Origin of the sequence: Flagellimonas flava (assembly GCF_050617915.1) — a bacterium.
In the GTDB taxonomy this organism is placed as follows: Bacteria; Bacteroidota; Bacteroidia; order Flavobacteriales; family Flavobacteriaceae; genus Flagellimonas; species Flagellimonas flava_A.
The window spans coordinates 1-238 of the sequence record NZ_JBODQE010000173.1 but is presented as its reverse complement, the minus strand read 5'-3'; the positions used below and the strand labels follow the sequence as shown (position 1 = coordinate 238).

Below are 238 nucleotides of genomic sequence, written 5' to 3'. Positions count from 1 at the left end.
CAAGAAAAAATACCCCAAGCAACTTCGCGTGGGCTGGGCCCCCAAGGATGTCGTCAAGCATTTTTTTGTGAACGATTTGGAGCACCCCTATCAGGGAACCAAGCGTTTTGACTGGATCAGGGGTTACCATGTAGGTGGCAGACCTATAACCTGGGGCAAACAAAGTTATCGTTGGATCGATATTGATTTTGAGGCCAACAAGAAAGATGGACATGGGTTGGACTGGCCTGTACGGTAC

General features: G+C 48.7%; 1 pseudogene. It reads left to right on the top strand.

The features are described from left to right. Window positions 1-238, top strand: a pseudogene (locus tag ACRHOZ_RS21435) (GMC family oxidoreductase); the annotation flags it as partial.